Source organism: Propionivibrio sp., assembly GCF_016790145.1.
Classification (GTDB): Bacteria; Pseudomonadota; Gammaproteobacteria; order Burkholderiales; family Rhodocyclaceae; genus Propionivibrio.
In genome coordinates, this window is record NZ_JAEUOI010000181.1 from 1 (window position 1) to 16,091 (window position 16,091).

Here is a 16,091-nt window from a genome sequence, read left to right on the forward strand (position 1 = left end):
GACCGTCCATGACCGGCATCAGCCAGTCGGTAATGACGATCTGGGGCATCGCCTCCAGGGCCAGCGCCAGGGCCTCCTGGCCATTCTCCGCAGTGTAGACCGTGCAGCCGAGGACTTCGCGCAGTATGGCTTCCGTCATGACGCCGTATTGACCAGACGCAACAGGCGAGCGGTCAGGGCACCCTCGCCACCGCCACCTCGTCCAGGCGCGCACCGTCGCGCTGACTGATCTCCATGATGGCCAAGGCCACGCCCTTGGGGCTCGGGAGTTGGCCGCTGAGCCGCAGTTGTTCGATCATGTTCATGCTTGTATGCTCATTGGTTACGCCCCGGTGAGCGACGGGTCTTCGAATGTCCAGCGTCTTTCCAGCATGGCGTCGATTTCTGCGGCACGCACCGGTTTGCTGAAGTAATAGCCCTGCAGTGTCTCGCAGGAAAGGCCGTTCAGGATGCGCGCCTGTTCCAGGGTCTCGACGCCCTCGGCGGTAACGGTAAAGCCCAGGTTTTTGGCCAGCGAGACGATCGCGCGGACAATGGCCAGGCTCTCCTTGTCGGCCGGCAGGCCGCGCACGAAACTCTGGTCTACCTTGAGATTGGTCAGCGGCATACGCTTGAGATAACTGAGCGAGGAATAGCCGGTGCCGAAGTCATCGAGCGACAGGTGCATGCCTGCCTGGCGCAAGGCGTTGAGCGTGGTCAGGGTCGTCGCAGAGTCGTCCATCAAGACCCCTTCGGTCACTTCCAGTTCTAGCCATTCCGGCGCGACGGCCGTAGCGGCCAGGATCGCCTGGATGCGGCTGACCAGGTCAGGATTCCTGAATTGCACGGCAGACAGGTTCACGGCCACCCGTAGCGCCTGTCCGGCAGCCTGCCAGCGCGCAACATCGGCGCAGGCGGTACGTAGCACCCAGTCGCCAATGGGAACGATCAGGCCGTTTTCTTCCGCCGCAGGAATGAAATCCATTGGCGAGATGGGACCCTGCACCGGATGCTGCCAGCGAATCAATGCTTCCAGCGAATGGATGCGGCCGCTGACCAGGTCGATCTGGGGTTGATACACCAGGGAAAACTCACCCCTATCGAGGGCGAGGCGCAGATCACTTTCCAGATTGAGGCGCCGCATCGCCTCCTGGGTGAGGGCGGCGTTGTAGAACTGGTAGTTGTCCCGACCCTGCGCCTTGGCATGGCACATGGCGGTGTCCGCGTGCTTGATCAGAGTCGGCGCGTCCTCACCGTCATCCGGATAGATGGCGATACCGATACTGGAAGTCACGAGCATCTCGCGGCTAATCAGGTGAAATGGCCTGCGTATCGACTCGTGGATGCGGCGCGCCACCACCCCTGCCTCATCCCCATGCTGCAAGGGGAAAATGAGCGCCGTGAACTCGTCCCCACCGAGGCGCGCCAGTTCGATTTCCAACGCGCCGACATCGTTGTGATCGATCCTCTCGGCCGTAAGAACACCTTGCCGCAAGCGTTCGGCAACGGATTGCAACAGCAGGTCGCCAGCGCCATGCCCGAGTGTGTCATTGATCTTCTTGAAACCGTCCAGGCCCATGAACAGGATGGCCAGCTTGCCCTTGTGGGAGCGCTGGATCTCGCTTTGCAGCCGCTCGAAAAAGGACAAACGGTTGGGCAGACCAGTCAGGGTATCGAAGTAGGCCAGATTGTAGATGCTTTTCTCGGCCTGCTTTCGCCGGCTGATGTCGTGAATCAGGCACAGGATCTCATTAACGTTGATTCTGGCCAGCCGGGCCTCGTAATGACCCTCCTCGCCGGCGTTCAAACCAAACGTGATGTCCAGGTTTTCAGGCACGTCCGACGCGCGAACCCGCGCCGCACAGTCCAGGATCCGGGTGGCGATATCTGCGGTGAAACTCTCGGCCAAGCTATAGCCGGTTTTGGGTAATTGCAGGTTTCCCCGTACTTGCCCCCCGAGCCGTGCATCGAGTACCGCCCCTTCGCCGTCCAGGCGCAGCAAGATGTCGGGTATGGCGTTCAGGATAGCCGAGTTGTGAGCGTTGGCGGTGTACAGATCCTGCAGCAAACCATAGGTGCGCAGCAGGCATTTCACACGATGGCCGATCAGCCCCCAGTTGATCGGCTTGGCGAGAAAATCCGTGGCGCCCGCTTCAAAGGCCCGGTCGACTGATTCCAGGTCATCCATGCCGGTCACCATCACGATGGGCAACTCGTCGCCCGCTTCCTTGCGCAAGCGGGCGCAGATCTGATAACCATTCAGGCCCGGCATTTCAATGTCCAGCATGACCATATCAAAGGGCTGGGCGTTGAACTGGCGCAGGGCTTCCTCCCCGTTTTCGGCCAGCCCGACCACGAAGCCGGACCTCTCCAGCGTCGCCCGCATCAGCATCAACGCGGTCAGATCATCGTCGACCACCAGTATGCGTTTTTCTTGATAGTGATCGTTCATGCACTCTCCGTCAGCAAGGTACTGATTTCAATGACGGCCTGCTCGTATTCCCGCCGGGTCTCGGCGAAATCGGTGCTGGCCTTGACCAGTTGGCCGTCCCTGCCCAGGCTTTCCAGTTGTTTGAAGCAGCCGGACAGCGTCTCGGCTCCGACATTGGCAGAACTGGACTTGAGCGAATGAGCAGCGCGCCGCAGGGTCTCGCCATCCCCGGCAACAATAGCCTGCTCGATCTGCGCCATCAAGGTACCCGAGCTGTCCAGGTAAACTTGCAGGATTTTCCTGGCCAGACCCATTCCCCCGGCAGGATCGATTTCGCGCAGTTGGTTCAGAAACTTGGTATTGATGGCGGCAGCGCGTGCCGGCTCGGCGGAGGGGGCTATCGGGTCGGCTACGCTCGGTTTCACCGGCTCGACGTTGCCCACTTGCGGCGGCAACCAGCGCATCAGCACTTGCTGTAACTGGCTCCTCGAATAGGGTTTGGCCAGGTAGTCATCCATCCCGGCGGCCAGACACTGCGTACGATCGCCTTCCATTGCGTTGGCGGTCAGCGCGACGATCGGCACTCGCTTGACGCCATCGGCCTGACGTGCGCGGATCGCTGCCGTGGCTAGATAGCCATCCATCACCGGCATCTGACAATCCATCAAAACAAGGTCATAGGCCTTCTTGTCGACCAGTGCCAGCGCCTGTGCGCCATTGTTGGCGACATCCACGCTCAGGCCCAGGCTGCTCAGGATAGCCTTGGCCAACACCTGATTGACCATGTTGTCCTCGGCCAGCAGAACCCGGCCCTGCAGCGGAGCCGCATGTGCTGCGGCAGCCACCGGTGCCGCTCCCGCTTCCGTTGCGTGCTCCGAATCGAGTGCGCTGCGGACCGCTGTGTACAGTTCCGACTGTCTGAAGGGTTTGTTGACGTAGCGCAGACGGCCGGACTGCTCACATTCCTGCGCGTGGCCCGACTGGATGTTGGGAACAAGAACGATCAGACGGGTGTTGACCAGCTCCGGTCGCGCCATGATGGCATGTACCACTTGCAAGCCGTCCATCTGCGGCATGAGCCTGTCGATAATCGCCAGTTCGAACGGCCTGGCTTCTTGCGCCGCCGAGAGCATCTGCTTGAGGGCCTGCTCGCCGCCCGTGGCATAGCTCACCTGCATCTGCCAGCTCGCCAGTTGCACTTGCATGATCTCCAGATGGGCCGGGTTGTCATCGACCACCAGCACCCGCGCTCCGTGCAGGTTGGGGATCTCCTTTGGCACGCTTTGGCCTTTGCGCAGAACGAGATCGATCAGGAAACGGGAACCCTTGCCCGGCGTGCTCTCCACTGCGATGCGGCCGCCCAGCAGATCGACCAGACGTTTGCAGATGGCCAGACCGAGCCCCGTGCCGCCGAATTGCCGGGTGGTCGAACCGTCGGCCTGGGTGAAATGTTCGAAGATCTTTGCACAGGCCTCGGGCGCGATGCCGATCCCGGTGTCCTCAACGCTGAAGCGGATGCTGGTCTCCAACTCCCGATAGGCGAGCACGCTGACGCGCACGATGACCTCGCCCTGGGTGGTGAATTTCAGCGCATTGCTGAGCAGATTGGCCAGGATCTGGCGCAGCCGGAACGGGTCGCTGCGTACCATGATGGGCACGTTGGGGGGGAACAACTGAGTCGCCAGTTCGAGCCCCTTCTCTTCGGACGCGGGCACGAACATGGCCACGGCATCCTCTACCAGCTCGCCCAGGTTGAACTCGATCGACTCCAGTTCCATGCGTCCGGACTCGATCTTCGAAAAGTCAAGGATGTTGTTGATGATGCCCAGCAGATGCCGGCCTGACCTCATCACCGACTCGGTGTAATACCGCTGCTCAGGGTTCAGGCCGGTGTCCAGTAATAGCTCGCTCATGCCCAGCACACCGTTCATCGGTGTGCGTATTTCATGGCTCATGGTGGCCAGAAACTCGCTCTTGGCCAGATTGGCGGCCTCCGCCACCTCTTTGGCCTTCTGCAATTGAGCTGTGCGCCTGGCCACCTCGGCTTCCAGCAGATCGCGGTGTGCGGCCAATTCTTTGGTCGCCGCCTTTAACGCTCTGAGCGGCAATACCTTCATGACGGCATATACCGAGATGCTCAGCAGCAGGGCCAGGACCACGCTGCCCAGGGTGTTCCAGGCCAGCCCACGCAGCGAGCCAGTGATTTCGATCCGGCCGACGATGTCGTCCCCATCGTTGAGGGGATAGGCGCGCATCAGCAAGGGCGCGTCGGGGAGGTTGCCAGTCTGCGCGACCAGCGCTTTGTCCGGGCCGAACACCTGCACGAACTCATTGGCCAGAGGCAATGGTTCGCGCGAAATCAGTCCCTGCACGCGATTCTCGGCAAACATCCATGTATCCGGGTTGCTGGCGATCAAGCGGCTCAGCGCCGAAGCCTTGACCTTGGCTTTGAAGTCGAGCGCATCGGCCAGATCGTTATAGGAAAAGAAAAGAAAGCCGAGGGGAATGCTTAATGCAACAAAGGACGCCAGCGCCAGCGCAAAGCGCTGAACGCTACGTTCAAGAGTGCTTTGTTTGTTGTTTCCGGACATGCTCAGGGGATGCTATGCCCGTTTTGTTCGAGGATCTTGCGCCCCTGGGGCGATCTCACGAAACTGACAAATTCCATGACCGCTGGGGTGGGTTCTTTCGGCAGCACGAAATAGAACGCTTTGATCATCGGGTAGCGCCCGGAATTCATGTTCTCGGGGCTCGGCTCGGCGCCACCGATCGCCAGGGGCCGCAGATTTCGATTCTCCGAGCGGATCAAAGCGAGCGTCGTTACACCAATACTACCGGGAGTGCTTTCCAGCTTGTCGGCGGCTTCCTGATCGGTCGAGGCATAGTTCATTCCCTCGCGTTTTTCGGCGACCGCAAGCGCCTGCTCGATCTCGGCGGATAGCCGCTTGACCTGACGGGTATTGTCGTCCCCCGGCTGACGCAGCACGGGCCGGATCTTCGTGCCGTCGGGCCAGCTTGTCAGCTTGCCGCTGTAGAGGTCGGCAATCTGCTCCAGCGTGATCGACAAAACCTTGCTCTTTTTATTGACGGCGAAAACAGTCGGCGAGCGGGCATATTCAAGTGTGGTCAGGCCGCTACGGGATTCGTCCTCGCTCACCTGGCGTGATGACAGGCCAATTTCGATGCTCCCCTTCGGCAGGGCCTTGAGTGCGCCGCTGGTGCCGATGCTGTCGAGGATGACGATACTGGTTTCGGGATGCTGCCTGGTGAAAGCCTCGCCGAGAAGCCGCATCGTACCGAGGGCGTTGCCTGTGCCGCCGATGCGGATCTCGGCGGCACAGGCCACGGGAGGAAGACACAGAACGGTCATCAAGACGGCAAAAATAAGGTTGAGCAAAGCGCGGGTTCCTGAAGGTTTCAAGCGCATGACTTATCTCCGTTCATTGGAATTCTAGACGCTGAAAATTTTTCGCCATTATGTCTGAAATCCGGTTTTTTTTTGGTGTTGCAGCATGGTACTGAAAGCACTTGTCAGCGATGAGTCTCCGTCGATACAGGGGGATCATCGCGCTTGCTCAAGAAATGCGCGTATCTCGAATATTGCCTGTTCATATTCCCGCCGGGTCTCGACGAAATCCGTGCTGGCTTTGACCAGCCTGCCGTCCCGGCCCAGGTTTTCCAGTTGTTTGAAGCAGCCGGAAAGCGTTTCGGCGCCGACATTGGCGGAACTGGACTTGAGCGAATGAGCAGCGCAGCGCAGGGACTCGCCATCTCCGGCATCGATAGCCTGCTCGATCTGGGCCATCAAGGTGCCCGAGCTGTCCAGATAGATTTTCAGGATTCGCCTGGCCAGGTCCATGCTCCCGGCAGGATCGAGCTCGCGCAGTTGATCCAGAAACTTGAGATTGATGGCGGCGGAGCGCACCGGCCCGGCTAGCGGTTCCGACGATGTGCTCGCGCTCGGGTTTGTCGGCTCGATCCGGTTTGATTTCTGCGGCAGCCAGCACTTCAAGGTGCCAGCCAACTGCTCAAGGGTGAACGGTTTGCTCAGGTAATCGTCCATGCCGGCCGCCAGGCAGCGCTCGCGGTCTCCGGCGATGGCGTTGGCGGTCAGCGCGACGATCGGCAAGGGGTCGCGGATCAGGCCCTCGCACTGCCGGGCGCGGATTTGCGCAGTGGCCTCGAAACCATCCATTTCGGGCATCTGGCAATCCATCAGGACAAGATCGAACGGCTCGTTCAGCGCCCGCTCGACGGCTACCCGGCCGTTGTCGGCGATGCTGACCTTTAAATCCAGATCTTCCAGGAAAGTACGCGCGACCAGTTGATTGATGAGGTTGTCTTCTGCCAGCAGCACATGCCCATGCAGACGCGATGCAGTTGTCCTGTGCGGGACCGCTGCCGGCCTGGTAAGAGCTTGCCGGGCGGGCTGTAAGGGCAGTTCCAGCCAGAACGTCGAGCCTTGATGAAGCGTGCTGTCGACACCGATTTCTCCACCCATCAGCGTGACGATCTGTCTGGAGATTGCCAGGCCCAGACCGGTGCCGCCATACCGGCGCGTATGTGAACCGTCGGCCTGGGCAAAGGCTTCGAAAATGAGCGCAGCATCCTCGCTTGCGATGCCGATTCCCGTGTCCTGTACGGCAATGCGCAGACGCTGAGCGTCGAGACAGCCGACCGTCACCGAGACCGCGCCCGAATTGGTGAACTTGATGGCATTGCCGACCAGATTGGTCAGCACTTGGCGCAGGCGCGGCATGTCGCCATGTAAACCGTTTGGCACATCGTCGTCGATATGCAGAGAAAGAACAAGGTCCTTGCCAGAGGCAGTGGCATCGAAAGAGTCGATCAGTTCGCGCAGCATGGCGCGCAGGTCAAAGTCGTTGGCCCGCAGATCCAGCTTGCCGACTTCTATCTTGGAAAAATCGAGCACGTCGTTGATCACGTCGAGCAGGTTTTGACCCGAGCGGTAGAGGGTTTCGAGATAACGGCGCTGTCGCTCTTCGAGGGGTGCGGCGAGCAGAATTTCGGCAATACCCAGCACGCCATTCATCGGGGTACGGATTTCATGGCTCATGTTGGCGAGAAACTGCGACTTGGCCTTGCTTGCCGCCTCTGCGGCCTCCTTGGCTTCGCTCAATTCGAGGCGCAGGCGGATAGAATCGATGGTCATTCTTTCGAAGCGCCGTCCGTTCGAGAAAACGATATAGACGTACAGGAATATGACCGTCCCGGTGACCTGCAACGCCTGGATGCCGGAGGCCAGAAGCCACAGCGCCATGGGCACCAGAGTCAACCCGGCCAAGGGCAAGTATGATCGGAAGTAGGCTGACAGGGTGAACATGCCGGTTGCGGCAACTCCGACCAGATACATCCCAATGAAGAACTGGAACGGGTCACCGGGGGCCGGAAAGAGGACAGTGCCGCAAGTTGCCCAGATCAGTCCGGCCGCCGTGGTGCCGATAACGAATCGACGAGCCCAGTCAGGAGCAGTCGCTGGCCCGGGGCAGGCACGTCGATAGGCCCGAATCAGCAGATAGCGAACCAATGTCACGGCATGATGCAGCAGGTACCAGCCAATCAGCACGGTATGTGGAGCGGACGACCAGAGCAGAAGCAGGATTAGCGTGGAGCCCACCACTGACATCGCAAGGGTGTGTGGTGTCAGCCGGTAAACCATCGCGATCTGCTCGGCAAACACCAGGGGTTCAAGATCGCTGCGCTGCTTTATCGCTGGGGTCATAGGCGGTGTTCCTGGAAATTTGTCACACGTCAGCTTCAAGCCGAGCCGATGGCGAGTCAATGACGCGTACGAGACTAGTCACTAGTATAAGGAGCAAGCCAGGCCATAGACTCCTGACCGAGAACACAGTTATCAGCAAGGCGTTGAACAACAAGGAGACGATGACCGAATAGCTCAATATCAACGGCAAGCAGCCATAGGCGAGCTTAGCCTGCCTTGCCAGAAACAGGATGTCAAATGCCTGATCAGCCACTTGGTTTCTGCGACCTGCCTCTTCGGTTACATCCTTTATGAAGTTGGATTTGAACCGGAAGTGAATCGGAATTATGACCAGAGTCTAACAGCTTCATAAACGCCGGCTCAAGTCAGCAGTGCAACTCTCCTAACACGACAAGCTTGATCAGAATTCATCATGATGGGCAACCAAGGTGGGCGGGAATGACGAGTTATGATGCCCGGCTAATCAGGAAGTTTTTTTGCGCCGAAAAAGCCCAGCGAATCGACAACGGAAGAGCACTTCACAAGGCAAGCAAGCCATGTCTTGCTTCCCCTTCGCTGGCCGACGTCACCCCTGTTGCAAAAACTTCTCAAAGCTCTCGACGGGTAGAGGGCGGCTGAACAGATAGCCCTGATACACCCGGCACCCCTGGGTCGCCAGGAAATCGCGCTGGTCTTCGCTTTCCACCCCCTCGGCAATGACCGTCAGCCCCAGGCTCTCGCCGAGGACGATGATCATGCGTGCAATGGCGGCATCATCGGGATCGGTGAGGATGTCCCTGACGAAACTCTGGTCGATTTTCAACTGATCGAGCGGCAGGCGCTTCAGGTACGAGAGCGAGGAATAGCCGGTACCAAAGTCATCGAGCGAGAAGCCGACGCCTTTTTCCTTCAGTGCCGTCATCTTGACAATGATGTCGTCCATGTCATGCACCAGCAGGCTTTCCGTCAGTTCGAGCTTGAGCCGCTGCGGGTTGGCGCCGCTGCGCACGAGCGCGGCCAGTACCTGCTCGACGAAATCGCGATGGTGGAACTGGCGGGCGCTGACATTCACCGCCAGCGAGAGATCGGCCAGCTCGGGCCGCGAGGCCCACAGCGCCAGGCGCTCACAGGCAGTCTCCAGTACCCATTGACCGAGCGGCAGGATCAGCCCAGTGTCTTCGGCCAGCGGGATGAATTCGGCCGGGGAGACCAGGCCGCGCTCGGGGTGCGGCCAGCGCAGCAGGGCTTCGGCACCGAGCACCCGGCCGCCGGAGTCAAGCTGCGCCTGGTAGTAAATCAGGAACTGCTGTTCCTTGATCGCCCGGCGCAGATCGACCTCGAGGGCGGCGCGGGTGGTGACCGCGACCTGCATGTCGTGGTCAAAGAAGCGCAGGGTGTTGCGGCCTGCGGCTTTGGCCTGGTACATCGCCGTGTCGGCGCGCTTCATCAGTTCATCGACACTGTCGGTGTGCTCGCGAAACAGGGTGATGCCGATGCTCGCCGTGCTGTGATGCTCACGTGCGCTGATCAGGTAGGTCTGGTTGAGCGCAGCGAGTATTTTTTCGCCGACGATTTCGGTCTGGGCGGCGGCGTCCCGGGCGTTCTCACTCAGGTCGTCGAGCATCACGACGAATTCGTCGCCGCCCAGGCGGGCGACGGTGTCGCAGGCACGAACGCCGGTGACCAGACGCTGGGCGACCTGGTGCAGGAGGATGTCTCCCTTGTCGTGACCCAGGCTGTCGTTCAGTGCCTTGAAGTTGTCGAGGTCGATGAACAGGAGGGCGCCGTGTCGTTGATGACGGGCACGGGTGGCCAGGGCCTGGTGCAGCCGGTCGGTCAGCAGGCGGCGGTTGGGCAGGCCGGTCAACTGGTCATAGAAGGCAAGCTGATTGATCTCGGCCTCGGCCCGCTTGCGCTGGGTGATGTCCTGGACGCTGAGCTGAGTCGCCTTGGCACCCTCATAAGTAATCCTTGTTTCCTGGATCTCGACATCGATCACACTGCCGTCGAGACAAAGAAGCCTTTCCTCCGCCATCTCTCCCTGCGCGTCTTGCTCCAAACCATTCTGGAGACGATTCAACAGGTTTTGCCGGAAATCCGGATGGACAAAGTCGAGCAGAGGTCTGCCCTGCAACTCGGCAGCCGACTTTGCCCCCAGCATCCTGATGACGGCAGGATTCACATAGACAATGCAGCCAGACCGGTGTACAGCAATGCCGACCGGAGAAAACTCTATCAGCGAACGATAGCGCGCCCGGCTTTCTGCCAGCGACTGCTGAACGGAATATTGTTCGGTGACATCACGGAACACCAAAACACGGCCAACGATCTGGCCGGAGGCGTCAAGAATCGGGGCCGAGTTTTCTGCTATCCGGTACTGGGTGCCATCGCGCGATTGCAATATGCTGGGGTTGGGCAAAGCCAGGGACGCATCGCGTGAACCAGCCTGAGGCATGGCCTGATCCTTGAGAACGAGAAGCACGTCGCGCAAGGAGCGCCCCAGGGCTTCGGCCTGCGCCCAGCCCGTCAAGTGCTGGGCAACGGCGTTGATGCGGGTAATGTGCCCGGTTTCGTTGGTGGCAATCACTCCGTCGGCAATGGAATGCAGTGTGATGGCCAAATCCTGTTCGCTGTTTTTCAAGGCCTTCTCGGCAGCACGGCGAAAATGCTCGTGGTGGAGCAAAATCACGGCGGCAGCGAACAGCAAGATCACCCCGCACAGCAACAGCAGTCCATCGAACCATGCGGCGGCATGCCAGCCGGACAGGATGGCTGAAAGAGGCAAGCCAAAGGTCACCACCACGGGATAGTCATTCAGTGCGCGGTAGCTGTAGATACGTTCGACACCGTCTCTGGCCATGACCTCGCGCACAGTACCCGTCGGCCAGAGCGGCAGGTGTTCACGAAACAAGGGACTCTGCGACCAGTTCTGGCCAATTGCCGCCTCGTCGTGCGGAGAAGTCACTGCCACCAGACCGGATGACAGATAAAGCGTCACAAAGCTATTCTCACCACGATCAATCGAGTCAAAAAAGGACTGAAAATACGCAGACTTGACCATGGCCACCAGCACACCGTCAAATACGCCATCAGGCCTGCTGATTCGACGACTGACGGGCAGCACCCATTGACCATCGGAAGAAGCCTTCTGCGGAGCGCCAAACACCAGTTCCCGGTCGGCGCCCCGGACGTGAGGAATGAAGTAGTCCCTGTCCGCACTGGAACCTGTCGGCAAAACATCTTCTGACAGTGTGGACATTACAAGGGCGCCGGTTCGATCGAGCAGCAGAAAATTCCGGATCAGCCGATCAGCGGGCAACAGGGTCATCAGATGTTGTCGCACCTGCTCGTGATCAATTTCGCCAGAGCTTCGCAGTTGCCCCAGCACGGTATCAGCCTGCCTAAGATTACTGCCCACCCGATGCAGGGTCTGGCGGGAATTCTCCTCCAGCACCCGGGCGATGTTCTCGGTCTGCGATCGCGCCAGATCAAGGTCTGCATTGCGTTCGCGCACCAGTTTGTAGCCGGTCGACCCGGCAAGCATCAAACCAAAAACCGCGGCCAGCAGTAACGGGCTGAAACGCCATGAAAGTCTCATGCTACTTCAGGGCTCCGACTTCCATGTAATAGCGCTGGGCGCCAGGATGAAAGGGAATACCCGCACCCTGAATGGCATTGGCACGGGTAATGAATTTTCCCTTGGCATGGCCGCTGGATAGTGCTTTCTGCGCCGTATCGCTGAACAGAGCCCTGGTGATCTGGTAGACCAGCTCAGCATCCATTTTGTCACTGGTGACCCATTGCGCACCTACGGCCAGAGTCTTGACGGCAGGCACGCCCAGGTAGGTATCTGCCGCTATGGTGTCGGTGTAAAGAAAAGGGTTGGCTGCGCGCAAACGCTCGGCCTGAACCCCGTCAATGGGCAACAAGTCGATGCCGCGGCCATCTGATGCCAGTTCAGCAATGGCCTTGGCAGGCGCGCCGCCGGTAAAGAAGAAGGCGTCCAGGGCTCCCGACTTCAGCTTGTCGCCCGCCTGATTGGGCTTGATGTACTCCGGCCTGATGTCGGATTCATTCAATCCGTAGGCAGCCAGAACCTGCCGCGCGCTGATCAGTGTTCCCGAACCGGCCTCATCCAGCGCGACACGCCGGCCTTTGAGGTCTGCAACGGTCTTGATGTCCGAACCCTTATTCACCACAATGTGTATGCTTTCAGGATACAGACTGGCAATCAGGCGCAGACCCGGCATGGCGGGTTTGCCTTCAAAAATGCCGGTACCCTTGTACGCCCAGGTCGCGACGTCTGCCTGGCTGAATCCTGACTCCAGAGAACCACTTGAGACGCCGATGACGTTGCCCAGCGAGCCATTGCTGGCCTGCGCGGTGGCAACGATCTTTCCAGGCTGGGAAACGACGCTCGCAATCAATACGCCAATGGGGTAATACGTTCCTGCAGTCCCCCCCGTACCAATACGTAGATACTGTTCCGCTGTCGCGCTTCCCAGGGCGACTGTATTGACCAGCAGGATGAAAATTGCGTCTTTAAGTTTCATGGCGAGCCCCCAAGTCCGGATGCTGGTTGATGCACTTGTTCTGGACTTACTATTTTTGCATAGTGTGATCCAATTTTCGGAAGTTGACCATATGAATTGGTCTGACGGATTCATCAAGGCACCGAACTTCAAGCCAATGGATATCCTCTCTCTGGGGGTGTCGCTGGCAATCAGGACTAAACAGGATAAAAGGTTCCGGGTTCCAATGGGACTAACTTAAGCTGAAGATGCTCGCCCGTCAGGGCTGTAACCCGATCTTCCATGCATCGAAGCCTCAAATTACCTTCGAATAGCGCTTGCTCTCCCGGTCGGCGCGCAGGAACTTGTCGAACACCATCGAGATCGCCCGTACCAGCATTCGTCCCGGAGGAAGGACGACAATGCGCCTGTCTTCAACGCGCACCAGTCCGGCCTTTACCATCTCGCGCAGCGCCTCAAGTTCGGCGGCAAAGTAGGTTCTGAAATCGATCCCATGCTCGACCTCAACCGATTCCATCGATAGCTCGAAGTGACACATCAGCGACTGGATGATCGAACGTCGCAGGATGTCGTCGGCGTCCAGTTCGATGCCGCGAAAAACGGGCAACAGGCCGCTGTCGAGTCGTTCATAATACTCGTCGAGCGTCTTGACGTTCTGATAGTAGCTCGGCCCCACCTTGCTGATCGACGAGATGCCGAAGGACAGCATGTCGCAATCCGAGTGTGTGGAATAGCCCTGGAAATTTCGGTGCAGACGCCCCTGCCGCTGGGCAACGGCCAACTCGTCATCGGGCTTGGCGAAGTGGTCCATGCCGATGAAAACATAGCCGGCCTCGGTCAGCTTGCTGATGGCCATCGAGAGAATCTGCAGGCGCGCATCGGCCGTCGGCATGTCCGATTCAAGAATGCGCCGCTGCGGCTTGAACAGGCTCGGCAGATGCGCGTAATTGTAGATCGACAGACGATCCGGGCTGGCCGCGATGATGCGATCCAGCGTGCGCTTGAATCCACTGACCGTCTGCCTGGGCAGGCCATAGATCAGGTCGATGCTGATCGACCTGAAGCCATTGGCGCGTGCGGCATCGATCACGGCAAAGGTCTCCGCCTCGCTCTGGATTCGGTTAACCGCCTGCTGGACACTTGCGTCAAAGTCCTGCACGCCAACACTCATGCGGTTGAAACCCAGTTCTCCCAGAACTTCGACGGTCGCGCGATCGACCTTGCGCGGATCGACTTCGATCGAGTATTCGCCATCGTCGACCAGGCGGAAGTGCTTGCGTGTCGACGCCATCAACTGGCGCATTTCATCGTGCGCCAGGAAGGTTGGCGTCCCGCCGCCCCAGTGTAACTGCGCAACTTCGTTATCGCCGTCCGCCAGATAGCTGCTTTGCAGCGCCAGTTCCTTGCCCAGATACTTCAGATACTTGGCCGATCGCCCGTGATCCTTGGTGATGATCTTGTTGCACGCACAGTAATAGCAGATGGTGTTGCAAAATGGAATGTGGAAGTACAGGGAAAGCTGCTGGCGGCTGACGCCACTGGTACCACTGCTACGATGCCCCAGCCAGAGTTTGCTCGATTCGGCGTTGAAGGTTTCGATAAAGCGATCCGCCGTCGGATAAGACGTGTAGCGCGGACCATTGACATCGAAGCGACGGATGATTGGCGGATCAAAAACGAGCTTTTCGGAAAAGGAGTTCATGCGCTCAAAGCGTCCCGGTGCGTACTGTTGATCGGACTAGTTTAAACCAAGTCGATTGAGGAAGCCGAAACACCTCATCAAGAAAATACGCCGAGCGGACTGCGCGTGAGTGCCACCGAAACAATGTAGGCAAAAGCCAGCAGGGCGGCGGCAAAGAAAATGCCGCGCGTGGCTTTGCTCTTGCCGCGCCTGAGCGCCATCATGCCGCACAATATATAGACCAGCAGGCCGGTCAGTTTTGCCGTCAGCCAGTCTTGCGCCAATGGGTACTGGTCGCTGATCACGGCCATGGCAATCGCACTGCCCAGCAGCAGCGTGTCGACAAAGTGAGGAACAACCCGAACCCAGCGTAGATTCAGCCGGGGTGAATCGGCCAGCATCCACAGCCCACGCACGAAAAATCCTGAACCGCTAAGGACAACGCAAAGCACATGCAGGTTTTTAAGCGCGAGGTAGATCATCGCTGCGGATTAGAGACTCGATTTTCAGCCGATGTTCACGATGGACAGACAGTGCGGACAACAGGTTGCGCAACAGCCCTCCGCTGGCCACCAGCAGCGCCAGCCCGGCCGGATAGACAAACCAGAGCGGCCACCACACCGCCAGCAGCAGCAAGGCACATGAGGCAAAGTGTGCCAGCATCTGGCGATTCATAGCCCGCTCGGCAATGATCTTTTTCATGTTGGGTGCCATCACCCTTCCCTGCCCCAGATTCTGCAGGTGCAGCCAGACCAGAAAGGGAACAATCTTGTAGAGCATGCCGACAATGACCGACATGAATCCGCCAAAGAGCAGGAGCACACCGCACAATACCGGCCAGCCCGTCCACCCGTCAAACAGGGGGAATGTTCTCGCGCCCATCCACACGGCGCAGGCGGCCAGTGCGCTCAACATGGCAAACTGCCACAAATGCTGGGTCGCATCGAAGCGGGGGCGCTTGCTGCGCCGCTGGATGCTCAGCGTGACCCCGGCAAACAGCGCCACCAGGGTAACCAGCGCGGTGCCCAGCAGCGCCGCGATGAACGCCCACTGGCAGATTTCGGCAATCGTCCATAGTACCAGCATGGCCAGCGCCGAAAATGAAAAGCGGCGGGTGAACCAGTCAGGATACGCGGGCGTGAGCTGAAACATGGGTACCACCACATAGCCGACGGCGGCAAGCAGGACCACGCCCCAGGCCACGAATCCCCAGCCCAGATGAATGTCGGCCAGCAGCATCAGCGGCAAATTGAGCGACCAGCCCAGCGACACCGCCAGCAGCATGCCCATGACTGCCGTCACACTCAAACCGAGCAGGGAAAGTTTCAGTCCCTGAGTCGTTGGATTGGTCGACGCGATACCATGCAGTGCCTGCGCGGCAGAGCCGACGAAACAGGCCACGCCAAGACCTGAAAACAAAGCGGCAAGCTTGAACAGCCAGGGTGAAAAACTCAGGAAAGCGGCGACCAGGAACAGCGCACCCAGAGTTATTGCGGCATGAACGACAGTCGCCACCCGCATCGGGGTGGCCATGTTGGCGCCAACCAGGACGGGCAGAATCTGCATCAGCGCACCGAGCATGACCTGCAGCATGAATCCAGCGGTAATCAGATGCGTCAGCGCCAGGGCGGCGGGCGTCCAGCGCGCGGCAAAGGCCTCCGGCCCGCTCCATAATAAAAGCAGACCGGCGAGGATGCCGAAAAAAGGCGCCGTCAGGAAGAAGCGTAAGGGAGCGCCGAGGGGTGG

General features: G+C 59.3%; 10 protein-coding genes. All 10 read right to left on the reverse strand.

Annotated elements, in window-relative coordinates:
• Positions 1–173: 173 nt before the first annotated feature.
• On the reverse strand, positions 174–305 hold the full coding sequence (locus JNM42_RS15085; RefSeq protein WP_294271887.1) for a hypothetical protein: 132 nt from the start codon (positions 303–305) through the stop codon (positions 174–176).
• A 17-nt stretch (positions 306–322) separates the two neighbouring features.
• The gene (locus tag JNM42_RS15090) at positions 323–2,431 is read right to left on the reverse strand and encodes an EAL domain-containing protein (RefSeq protein WP_294271891.1); all 2,109 of its coding nucleotides are present in this window, start codon (positions 2,429–2,431) and stop codon (positions 323–325) included.
• A complete protein-coding gene (locus tag JNM42_RS15095) occupies positions 2,428–5,001 on the reverse strand; it encodes a response regulator (protein WP_294271894.1) in 2,574 nt (857 codons plus the stop codon). The genes JNM42_RS15090 and JNM42_RS15095 overlap by 4 nt, the downstream gene beginning before the upstream one ends.
• 2 nt (positions 5,002–5,003) lie before the next feature.
• Positions 5,004–5,837: a substrate-binding domain-containing protein gene (locus JNM42_RS15100; RefSeq protein ID WP_294271897.1), complete on the reverse strand. Its 834-nt coding sequence runs from the start codon at positions 5,835–5,837 to the stop codon at positions 5,004–5,006.
• 135 nt (positions 5,838–5,972) lie between these two features.
• A complete protein-coding gene (locus JNM42_RS15105) occupies positions 5,973–8,153 on the reverse strand; it encodes an ATP-binding protein (protein WP_294271900.1) in 2,181 nt (726 codons plus the stop codon).
• Between the two features lie 565 nt (positions 8,154–8,718).
• Positions 8,719–11,730 (reverse strand): EAL domain-containing protein, encoded by a 3,012-nt coding sequence (locus JNM42_RS15110; RefSeq protein WP_294271904.1) that lies wholly within the window; start codon positions 11,728–11,730, stop codon positions 8,719–8,721.
• 1 nt (position 11,731) lies between these two features.
• Positions 11,732–12,685, reverse strand: a complete 954-nt coding sequence (locus JNM42_RS15115) for a TAXI family TRAP transporter solute-binding subunit (protein WP_294271907.1) — start codon at positions 12,683–12,685, stop codon at positions 11,732–11,734.
• 274 nt (positions 12,686–12,959) lie between these two features.
• Complete coding sequence (hemN, locus tag JNM42_RS15120) at positions 12,960–14,366, reverse strand: oxygen-independent coproporphyrinogen III oxidase (RefSeq protein WP_294271908.1); 1,407 nt, start codon at positions 14,364–14,366, stop codon at positions 12,960–12,962.
• Positions 14,367–14,443: 77 nt separating this feature from the next.
• On the reverse strand, positions 14,444–14,824 hold the full coding sequence (locus JNM42_RS15125) for a SirB2 family protein (protein ID WP_294271913.1): 381 nt from the start codon (positions 14,822–14,824) through the stop codon (positions 14,444–14,446).
• Positions 14,808–16,091 (reverse strand): hypothetical protein (locus tag JNM42_RS15130; RefSeq protein WP_294271910.1); only part of this gene is annotated, 1,284 nt, incomplete at its 5' end. The genes JNM42_RS15125 and JNM42_RS15130, both read right to left, overlap by 17 nt.

What these genes read in the sequence shown, in the direction of transcription:
- JNM42_RS15085 (WP_294271887.1), bottom strand. Translation starts at nt 305, where the DNA reads ATGAACATGATCGAACAACTGCGGCTCAGCGGCCAACTCCCGAGCCCC.
- JNM42_RS15090 (WP_294271891.1), bottom strand. Translation starts at nt 2,431, where the DNA reads ATGAACGATCACTATCAAGAAAAACGCATACTGGTGGTCGACGATGAT.
- JNM42_RS15095 (WP_294271894.1), bottom strand. Translation starts at nt 5,001, where the DNA reads ATGTCCGGAAACAACAAACAAAGCACTCTTGAACGTAGCGTTCAGCGC.
- JNM42_RS15100 (WP_294271897.1), bottom strand. Translation starts at nt 5,837, where the DNA reads ATGCGCTTGAAACCTTCAGGAACCCGCGCTTTGCTCAACCTTATTTTT.
- JNM42_RS15105 (WP_294271900.1), bottom strand. Translation starts at nt 8,153, where the DNA reads ATGACCCCAGCGATAAAGCAGCGCAGCGATCTTGAACCCCTGGTGTTT.
- JNM42_RS15110 (WP_294271904.1), bottom strand. Translation starts at nt 11,730, where the DNA reads ATGAGACTTTCATGGCGTTTCAGCCCGTTACTGCTGGCCGCGGTTTTT.
- JNM42_RS15115 (WP_294271907.1), bottom strand. Translation starts at nt 12,685, where the DNA reads ATGAAACTTAAAGACGCAATTTTCATCCTGCTGGTCAATACAGTCGCC.
- hemN (WP_294271908.1), bottom strand. Translation starts at nt 14,366, where the DNA reads ATGAACTCCTTTTCCGAAAAGCTCGTTTTTGATCCGCCAATCATCCGT.